The sequence below is a fragment of the Mesorhizobium sp. M1A.F.Ca.ET.072.01.1.1 genome (genome assembly GCF_004023325.1).
Lineage (GTDB): Bacteria > Pseudomonadota > Alphaproteobacteria > Rhizobiales > Rhizobiaceae > Mesorhizobium.
The window spans coordinates 1-9151 of record NZ_RZSF01000274.1 but is presented as its reverse complement, the minus strand read 5'-3'; the positions used below and the strand labels follow the sequence as shown (position 1 = coordinate 9151).

At 59.6% G+C, this 9151-nt stretch carries 7 protein-coding genes, 3 pseudogenes and 1 riboswitch; of the genes and pseudogenes, 8 read left to right on the top strand and 2 right to left on the bottom strand.

All coding sequences use genetic code 11. The annotated features are described in order from the left end of the window. Positions 1-426 (bottom strand): FAD-dependent oxidoreductase (locus EOA32_RS28190; protein WP_128373454.1); only part of this gene is annotated, 426 nt, incomplete at its 3' end. Between the two features lie 48 nt (positions 427-474). Next, positions 475-573: riboswitch (glycine riboswitch) on the bottom strand. Between the two features lie 583 nt (positions 574-1156). On the opposite strand from EOA32_RS28190, the pseudogene EOA32_RS28185 reads away from it, so the two are divergent. From EOA32_RS28185 to EOA32_RS40165, 8 genes and pseudogenes are all read left to right on the top strand, one after another. Continuing rightward, a pseudogene (locus EOA32_RS28185) lies at positions 1157-1692 on the top strand (transposase); the annotation flags it as partial. A 1-nt stretch (position 1693) separates the two neighbouring features. After that, positions 1694-2074: pseudogene (locus EOA32_RS28180) on the top strand (transposase); the annotation flags it as partial. A gap of 218 nt (positions 2075-2292) precedes the next feature. After that, complete coding sequence (locus EOA32_RS28175; protein ID WP_128373453.1) at positions 2293-3900, top strand: ABC transporter substrate-binding protein; 1608 nt, start codon at positions 2293-2295, stop codon at positions 3898-3900. Beyond that, positions 3900-4841: an ABC transporter permease gene (locus EOA32_RS28170; RefSeq protein WP_128373452.1), complete on the top strand. Its 942-nt coding sequence runs from the start codon at positions 3900-3902 to the stop codon at positions 4839-4841. The genes EOA32_RS28175 and EOA32_RS28170 overlap by 1 nt, the downstream gene beginning before the upstream one ends. Position 4842: 1 nt before the next feature. Beyond that, entirely contained in the window at positions 4843-5724 is an 882-nt protein-coding gene (locus EOA32_RS28165; protein ID WP_128373451.1) for an ABC transporter permease, read from the top strand. Between the two features lies 1 nt (position 5725). Beyond that, positions 5726-6733, top strand: a complete 1008-nt coding sequence (locus EOA32_RS28160; RefSeq protein ID WP_128373450.1) for an ABC transporter ATP-binding protein — start codon at positions 5726-5728, stop codon at positions 6731-6733. Beyond that, complete coding sequence (locus tag EOA32_RS28155; RefSeq protein WP_128373449.1) at positions 6730-7767, top strand: oligopeptide/dipeptide ABC transporter ATP-binding protein; 1038 nt, start codon at positions 6730-6732, stop codon at positions 7765-7767. Before EOA32_RS28160 ends, EOA32_RS28155 begins: the two co-directional genes overlap by 4 nt. A 232-nt stretch (positions 7768-7999) precedes the next feature. Then, positions 8000-8365, top strand: a pseudogene (locus EOA32_RS40165) (transposase); the annotation flags it as partial. Positions 8366-8503: 138 nt separating this feature from the next. Here EOA32_RS40165 and EOA32_RS28145 read toward each other — a convergent pair. Next, positions 8504-9151 (bottom strand): aminotransferase class I/II-fold pyridoxal phosphate-dependent enzyme (locus tag EOA32_RS28145; protein ID WP_128373448.1); only part of this gene is annotated, 648 nt, incomplete at its 5' end.

The window sequence follows — 9151 nt, the reverse complement described above, 5'->3', positions numbered from 1 at the left end:
GTCCCAGTAGACATGAAGGATGCCGCGACGGACATGGTCAAAATCGATGTGCTCCCGCTCCACAATCTCGAACATGTATTTGCGAGCGGCGATCGCCAGCCGTGTCGTCGCAATGGTGTTCTCGCGATACCGGGGGATGTTCAACACGAACTCGGCGAGCCAGCTGTATTTGTGCCACGAGGGCGCCGGGTTCATCAGCAGCGGCGCGTCGCGCCGGACCATCCACTTGACCCCCTTGAGGATGGTGGACCAATGGTTCCAGACTTCGGCATTGCTGGCCGAGAGCTGGCCGCCATTTGCGAATGAGGTTTCCATGGCGGGGTAGCGCTCCTGCTCAACCACGATCACATTGTAGCCCTGCTGCAAAAGGGCATACGCCGTCGAGACGCCGGCGATACCGGCGCCGATTACAACAATCCTGGGCATTTCACTCTCCAGACAGAACAAAGGTTGCAGGGCGGTTGGCTGCGGCTCATCCCCAAATCTGTCACTGTACCTGAGAGCTTAAACGGACAGCGGTCCGCCTTTCCCCTTCGGTGGACGCTCAAGGCGCCTCTCTCCAGATCGTTCTGCGGCACGGTCACTTTTGCCTGAGAGTTTCCTTGGGGGGTTGCTCCGTCGGCGTCAGCAGTTGCTGATCTCTCCCGTCTCCGTATTGAACAGCACCTTTATAAGATGACCCGCTGCAATCACGCAGCCCAATCAGTTTGTCACAGTGAAACGCTCGAACCAATCTCAGCGGGTCTCTGAAACGAAGATATCACTCTGACTTCACCGGATCTTCAGGGGTGCTCTCCATGAGCCGCATTGGACACTCCCTCCTGCTTCAGGCAAACCAGCGACCGGTAGTCTGGCCTCCCAAGTTGCTCGCCCCCCGTTTCCGGCCAGCAGCCTTTACTGACAGAACACGTGGGACCTACGACCCTATGAGTGCGCCACTGGGCGGTATATTTATTTCGAGCTTGATATTGGTCGGCGCCAAAAAGATGCGGCTGTCGCGGGGGCAGTTCGTAGCCCCGTTCGAATACGCATGTTAATGGTGCGAATCCGGTGAAGCTTCGCCGTTGGCGTACTGTTAATGCCCCTGCTGATGAGGCTGAGATCGAGATTGGGATGTCATGTTCCCGGACGTTTCGGACTACATCCAGCACGGCCGGAGTTGGATGCTCATCTTGACGAGGAGCGGGCGAAGGGCTGGCGAACCGCCGCAACGGACATCCGAAGAAGACGGTTCTGGCGGGCACGTCGAAGCTCGAACTTTCGATCCCGCGTGAGCGTTCCGGCTCCTTGGACCCGAAGTTGATCGCCAAGTATCAACGCCGCTTTCCCGATTTCGCCGCCAAGATCGTATCCATGTATGCACGCGGCATGAGCGTGCGCGAGATCCGCGGTCACCTGGAGGAACTCTATGGCATCGACGTCTCGCCGGACCTGATCTCGGCCGTCACCGACGCCGTGCTTGAGGAGGTCGCCGAAGGGCATAGCAGGCCGTTGGATGCCGGCGTTCCCTTGGTCTTCTTCGATGCCATCCGGGTCAAGGTCCGCGACGAGGGCTTCGTCCGCAACAAGGCGGTCTACATTGCGCTCGGCATCCTGCCCGACGGTGGCAAGGAGATATTGGGTATCTGGATTGAGCAGACGGAAGGCGCCAAATTCTGGCTGCGCGTCATGAACGAGTTCAAGAACCGAGGTAACGCTACGCAAGCAGGTCGCGGATCTGGAAGCCAGCACGCTGGCGCGTTTTGAGGCGTCGGCGAAAACGAACAAGGTCCGCCGCCTCAAGGAATTCTTTGGCGGCGCGAGCCGCGTAGAGCGCATCATCGCTTGCGTCGAGGTCGGTACCCAAGGTACTGACACCGCTTCATCATCACCAATCTGGCCGGTGGCAAGGCTAAGGCGATCTACGCGGACCCGGCGCGGAGCGGCGGAGAACCACATCAAATCGTGGAAGACCCATCTCGCCGCCGACCGCACATCCTGCACCAGAGCCCCAGCCAACCAGTTTCCGCTGTTCCTGCATGCTGGCGCCTACGGGATGATGTGGGGTCTGCGCGCCGCGATGCCGAAGCGCTCGAGCTTTGGGTAGAGGCCCAGACGTTTCAAACAACTCGGCTGCGTGGGGGCCCTATTGCAGCAGTAGGCTTCTTTTGGCGCAAACGTTCTTAGTCTAGGTATTACAGTCCCTATATGTCACCGCCCGATCATGTCGCGGTTAGCAAATGGCCGTGGTGTGGACAGGACCCGTAGAAGCGCCGACTAATCGCGCCGTCAACTCGAAAGGGGAATTGGAACATGACAATCTCTCGCCGCAACCTCATTAAAATGGGCATGGCCGCTGGGACCGCTTTATCGATGCCGTCGGTACTGCGGGCGCAGACAGAGCCAACCGCCGCGCGAACGGTGCGGATGATGATGGGTGACCTTACCGTTTTCGATCCGATCTTTTCGTCGGATGACCGTACCTCCATCCATGGCATGGCCATATACGAAACGCTGTTCGCACTCGACTCCCAGTTGAAGCCGCAGCCGCAAATGGTAGGGAAGTGGGGCGTTTCCGACGACAAGAAGACCTATACATTCGAGCTCCGGGATGGCTTAGGCTGGCATGATGGCACTCCCGTAACCGCGGCCGACTGTGTCGCTTCGATCCGCCGCTGGGGCCAAGTGGATTCCGGAGGGCAAATTCTCATGGAGCGGGCCAAGGATATCTCGAAGAAGGATGATAAGACCTTCACGATCGCGCTTAAAGAGCCACTGGGGCTATTGATCGACCTGCTGGCGAAGGTCTCGCAGCCGGTCCCGTTCATCATGCACGAGAAGGACGCTAGCCGCCCCGCAACCGAGCAGGTGACAGCGAATATCGGATCGGGGCCGTTCAAGGTCAATCATGCTCTTGCTAAGCCGGGCGCGAGCTTCGCGTACGATCGGAACGAAAAATACGTACCGCGCGGTGAGCCATCAAGTGGGTACGCCGGCGGGAAGGTCGTCAAGATCGATCACGTCATCTGGGATAATATCGCCGATCAGCAGACTGCTTTGGCAGCCTTGCAAGCGGGTGAGATCGATCTGGTGATGTGGCCCTCCGCCGATCTTTACCCCGTGATCGAGAGCGATCCTAACCTTGTACTGCAACTTCTGAACAAGGCGGGCACAGACATGTGTCTGCGCATGAATCATCTGCAGAAGCCGTTCGACAACGTGAAGGCGCGCCAGGCGATGCTTCACCTGATCGATCAAGAGGCGTTTCTGAGCGTCACTGCCCCCGATCCAAAATATGGCCGCCCCGTCACTTCGATATTTGGAAACACCACCCCTTACTCGAATGACGAAAACACGGGGTGGTACAAGAAGGGCGGCGACCCCGCAAAGGCTAAGCAACTCTTCGAGGAGGCGGGATACGCGGGCGAGACGGTCGTCATTCTCGACCCCACGAGCTGGGCGGCGGCCCACGCCGCCTCGCAGCTTCTGGCGGCCACGCTGCAGAAGATCGGAGTCAATGCCGAGCTTGCACCGAGCGACTGGGGCGGGGTTGCGGCGCGACGGGCCAACAAAGGCCCCGTTGAGAGCGGCGGCTGGAGCATCTTCATCACGGATGACCCTGACTACGTCCAAGGCGATCCAATCTCCGCACCCTTCCTAGGTGCAAACGGCGACAAGGCCTGGTACGGCTGGCCGAAGAACGACGAGTATGAGGCCCTGCGGGCCAAATGGGCTGATGTCGAAACGCTCGACGAACGCAAGGTGCTAGCCCGCAAGATGCAAGCAATTTGGTGGGAGTTCGTCGGCGACGTTAGACTTGGCCAAACTATCTCGCCGTTGGCGCGTAGCAAGGCAGTCACTGGACTCATCGAGATGCCGCACCTTTTGGCAATGTGGAACATGCAAAAAGCGTCGACGTGATGGTTGCCTACATCATTCGCAGACTAGTTTCGACCATCGCCGTCATGGCGATGGTCGGGGTCTTCGTCTTCCTGCTCTTGAGGCTGGCGCCCGGCGACCCGGCCGCGATCATGGCGGGCAAGTCAGCCACGGCGGAAATGATCGCTGGCATTCGTGAAAAGCTGGGCCTGAACGATCCCATGCCGGTTCAGTTCATTCGTTGGATACGCGACATGTTCAGCGGCGATTTCGGCACTTCGATCTTCGCCGGGCGACCGGTCCTCGAACTCATCTCACAGCGCCTTGAACCGACCATTTCCCTGTCAATCCTGACGATGATCCTTTCGGTGACGGTAGGGGTTTCGTTCGGCATTCTTGCCGCATGGCGGGCTGGAGGCCTCGTCGACCGCATGCTTACGGCGTTCGCGACACTGGGTTTTTCGGTCCCGGTCTTCGTCATCGGCTTCTTTTTGATATACTTGTTCGCGATCAGCATGCATTGGCTACCGGTCCAGGGATATCGGCCGATTGGCGAAGGCCTCGAGCCCTGGTTTGTGCACCTGATCCTGCCGACTCTCACTTTGAGTCTTGCTTATATTGCTTTCATCGCGCGGATAGCGCGAGCGAGCATGCTCGAGGTCCTGTCGGAAGACTATATGCGGACGGCCGCTGCCAAGGGCGCGTCGTCCTATGCCATGCTTTTCCACCATGCTCTGAAAAATGCAGGTGCTCCGATCCTCACCGTGATCGGCTTGAGTTTCGCAGGCCTGATCGGCGGTGTCGTCATCACGGAAACTGTTTTCAATGTACCTGGCGTGGGTCGCTTGGTTGTGGATGCGATTAACAACCGCGATTACCCCATCATTCAAGGCGTGCTCATCCTCGTTTCGGGCCTGTACGTCTTGATAAATCTGGCGATCGATCTTTCCTACACCCTGGTCGATCCTCGCATCCGGTATTGATATGACACTCCTCTCTGCACCAGTTGAAGCCGTTTCGACGGGCCGCCTGCAAATATCTGACCTGCCGCGTCTCGCAAGGCGGCATCCGCTCGTCTTGCTTGGCGGCGGCCTCTTGGCGCTAATGGTCGTTCTAGCACTCGCTGCCCCGCTTTACGCTGGCGATCCTCTGAACATGGATCCATTCAAACGGCTTCAGCCAGCTTCGTCCGAAATGTGGTTCGGGAGTGACAATCTGGGTCGAGACGTGTTTGCACGAACAATGTTCGGCGCCCGGATCTCTCTAATCGTCGGATTGACCTCGGCCACAGGCGCAGCTCTCGGCGGCCTTCTGATCGGTGTCCTCGCCGGCTATAGCCGCGGCTTCGACAGCATCGCCATGCGGGTCATGGATGGGCTGATGTCGATCCCGACGGTTCTGCTTGCTATTGCACTGATTTCCCTGACCGGCCCCGGAGTCGGTATCCTCATCTTCGCCATTACGATCGTCCAACTGCCAAGCGTCACCCGGCTGGTTCGTTCGGTGGTTATGAGTGTTCGGGAGCGTCCCTATGTCGAAGCCGCAATTTGTGGCGGTGCGCGCCTGCCGAAGGTGCTGTGGCGGCATATCCTGCCGAGCACTATACCAGCGCTTATGGTGCAAAGCGCCATTGTCTGCGCAGACGCGATTCTGACAGAGGCCGGGCTAAGCTTTCTCGGCGTAGGAGTGCCGCCCGATATCCCCAGCTGGGGGAACATGATCTCTAGCTCTCGCTTGTATCTCGCCATCACTCCTTTGACCGTCTTCGCTCCCGGCATCTGCCTTGCGTTCATGGTCCTTGCGGTCAACCTTCTTGGGGATGGCTTGCGCGACCTGTTCGACCCCCGTGCGAAGCGGAGGCGCTGAGATGCAAATGCATACAACAATAGGCAATGACGTCCTTCTCGACGTTCGAGACCTCGAGACCCACTTTTACGGCGAAGACAGCGTCACCCGCGCGCTGGGCGGCATCAGTTTCCAAGTCAAGAGTGGCGAAACACTCGGCGTCGTCGGCGAATCCGGGTGCGGCAAGAGCGTCACTGCTCTTTCGATCCTTCGCCTGCTGCCGAGGCTGAACGCCAGGACCGTCGGCGGCGAGATCCGCTTTCGCGGACGCGATCTCTTGAAACTCTCGGACCGTGAGATGCGACAAATCCGTGGCAACCGGATCGCTATGATCTTCCAGGAGCCGATGACCAGCCTGAACCCGGTTTACACCGTCGGTCACCAAATCGCCGAGGCGGTGCAGATCCACACCAAGGCCACCAAATCAGACGCAATGGCCAAGGCGCAAGAGTTGCTGCGTCTCGTGCGCATCGCGGACCCTGAACAGCGGGTCAACAACTATCCCCATGAAATGTCGGGCGGCATGCGCCAGCGCGCCATGATCGCCATGGCCCTTGCCTGCTCACCGGAACTCTTGATTGCCGACGAGCCTACGACGGCGCTCGACGTTACCATCCAGGCGCAGATTCTGCGGCTGGTGGTTGAACTGAAAGAGCGTACGGGAACGGCGGTCATGTTCATCACGCACGATCTGGGCGTTGTAGCAGAGACGTGTCAACGCGTGATTGTCATGTATGCCGGCCGTATCGTGGAGCAGGCGAGTGTAATTGATTTGTTTTCGCGCCCCTCGCACCCCTATACCCAAGGCCTCATGCGCTCAGTGCCTGATCGGCGGCGCGGCCGACAGCGCCGCCTTCCAGAAATCCCTGGTATTGTACCCAGCCTGCGCGAGCCGATCGTGGGATGCAGCTTTGCGCCTCGCTGTCCGTTCGCGATCGATATTTGCCGCGAGAAGACGCCCGTCATGATTGACCTCGGGCTGGGCCACGCCGCCGCTTGCTGGCGAGCCGAAGAGGGGGTCGGCGCATGAGCTTGCCTCTACTGAAAGTCGAGAACCTGACCAAGCATTATCCGCTCAGTGCGGGGTTCCTAAGGAAGACCATCCCGGTGGTGCGGGCGGTAGAGGATGTATCCTTCTCCGTCGAGGCTGCCGAGACGCTCTGCATCGTTGGCGAATCCGGCTGCGGCAAGTCGACCGTTGCGCGGCTCCTGATGCGACTCACCGAACCGACGGCGGGGCGCGCGCTGATCGACGGGACCGACATTGCGGGTCTCAATAAGCATGAGCTTCGCGCGTGGCGCCGGCGGATGCAGATGATCTTCCAGGATCCGTATTCATCGCTCAACCCGCGCCTTAGCGCGGAAAAAATAATCACCGAACCCGTCGAGAATTTCGAGCGCCTGAGTCGCAAGCAGCGCAAGGCGCTTGCTGCGCAACTTCTGCGAAAGGTCGGCATGTCGCCTCAGATGATGGACAGGCTCCCGTCCGAACTGTCGGGCGGCCAGCGGCAGCGGCTCGGCATCGCGCGAGCCTTGGCTCTTCAGCCCTCGCTCATCGTCGCCGACGAGGCTGTCTCAGCTCTCGACGTCTCTGTGCAGGCACAGATCCTGAACCTGCTTCTGGATCTCCAGCAGCAGATGGGCATCGCTTTTGTCTTCATCTCGCATGACCTTGGCGTCGTCGAGCACATCGGCCATCGCGTCGCGGTTATGTACCTGGGACGGATCGTCGAACTCGCCTCGTGCGAGGCGCTGTTCGCCAAGCCTGTCCACCCTTACACCGAGGCGCTGATTGCGGCAGCTCCGGTCCCGGATCCGACGCGAGTTCGGCTGGAGGCGCCCGTCGAGGGCGAGGTGCCGAGCCCGATCAATCCACCGAGAGGGTGCGCCTTCCATCCGCGCTGCCCACTCGCCGTCGAACGATGCCGGATCGAGGTGCCGCCTCTGGTGCCGATGGCGGACGGGCGCGTCGTCGCCTGTCATGTGCGCGCTCCGGCACAGCCGGATGTCGCGGGCAGCGCTCGACTCGCTTCGGTGGCAGAGTCACACTGGTCGGTCCCTTAGGCGCAGATCGTGGTGGTACTCGAAACAGCCTGGTGAAAAGCAGGAATTCATGGAGTGAGATCCACACGACCTTCGACATGCTCATGGAGCGGCCGCCGGAGCGGGGGGCTGCCGCGTCATGGTGGATCTTCTCGCAATGGCTCACGAGCGCGCCTGCGAGAGCGAACTGGCCGACCAACTGGATGCCGCGCCGCAGGCGCGCCGATTGCCCGACATGGCCGCCTTGCGGGTGCGCTTTGTTCTTTTGACCGGCCAACTGTTCGATACCGTGGGGGTCGCACCGCTCATCGATGGTGTCTGTTTCGGCGGCTTGATCGCCGACAAAGCCTTCGACAGCAACACCATCATTGCCGACCTGAATGAGCGCGGCGCCAGGATCGTTATTTCCCAGCGTTCACGTCGTACTTTTCCCCTGCCGCTCGACAAGGAACTCTATAAATGGCGCCACTTGATCGAGAACTTCTTCGCCAAACTCAAGGAATTCAAGCGTATCGCCATGCGAGCCGACAAAACGGACCAGAGCTTCGCAGCCTTCATCAATCTCGCAGCCGCCAATCATAAACTTCGGGCTCGGTCGGTCCATTTCCAGTCAAAATGAAAGCGCCCAGCCTCGCCTCAAGAATATAGACTAAATCCTCGGCCTCCGTGCTCATTTCTATCTTGTCGCCCACCGAGGGCTGCGCCAAACACCAGCAATCGCACCACCAAGGCGTATGCCCCCAATATTATTTGGACATCAGATTACTCTCAGTTCCCTGCCCACCTCGGCGAATGCCTCAACGGCATGATCGATATTCGCAGTTGAATGCGCCGCAGACATTTGCGTGCGGAGGCGCGCCTGACCGAGTGGCACCACTGGAAAGAAGAAACCGACCACATAGATGCCGCGTTGAAGCATTTTCTCGGCCATCTGTTGTGCGAGGCTTGCATCGCGCAACATCACAGGCACGATCGGGTGGTCGGCGCCGGCCAGCCTAAACCCTGCCCTTGTCATCTTCCTGCGAAAGCGGTCGGCGTTGGCATAGAGCTTCTTGCGCAGCACATCGCCTTGTTCGATCAGGTCGAAGACCTTCAGCGAAGCCCCTGCAATCGCTGGTACCAGCGTATTGGAGAAAAGGTATGGCCGCGAGCGCTGGCGAAGCCAGTCGACGACCTCGCGCCTGCCTGACGTGTATCCGCCCGACGCGCCTCCAAGCGACTTGCCGAGTGTACCGGTGAGGATGTCTATGCGGCCCTCGACACCGCAATGTTCTGCCGAGCCGCGCCCGTGCCTGCCGACGAAGCCGACTGCATGGCTGTCGTCGACCATAACCATCGCGCCGTACTTTTCGGCGAGATCGCAAACGCCGCCGAGATTGGCGATGATGCCGTCCATTGAGAACAC

Coding starts and splice junctions, on each gene's coding strand:
- EOA32_RS28175 (WP_128373453.1), top strand. CDS start 2,293: ATGACAATCTCTCGCCGCAACCTCATTAAAATGGGCATGGCCGCTGGG.
- EOA32_RS28170 (WP_128373452.1), top strand. CDS start 3,900: ATGGTTGCCTACATCATTCGCAGACTAGTTTCGACCATCGCCGTCATG.
- EOA32_RS28165 (WP_128373451.1), top strand. CDS start 4,843: ATGACACTCCTCTCTGCACCAGTTGAAGCCGTTTCGACGGGCCGCCTG.
- EOA32_RS28160 (WP_128373450.1), top strand. CDS start 5,726: ATGCAAATGCATACAACAATAGGCAATGACGTCCTTCTCGACGTTCGA.
- EOA32_RS28155 (WP_128373449.1), top strand. CDS start 6,730: ATGAGCTTGCCTCTACTGAAAGTCGAGAACCTGACCAAGCATTATCCG.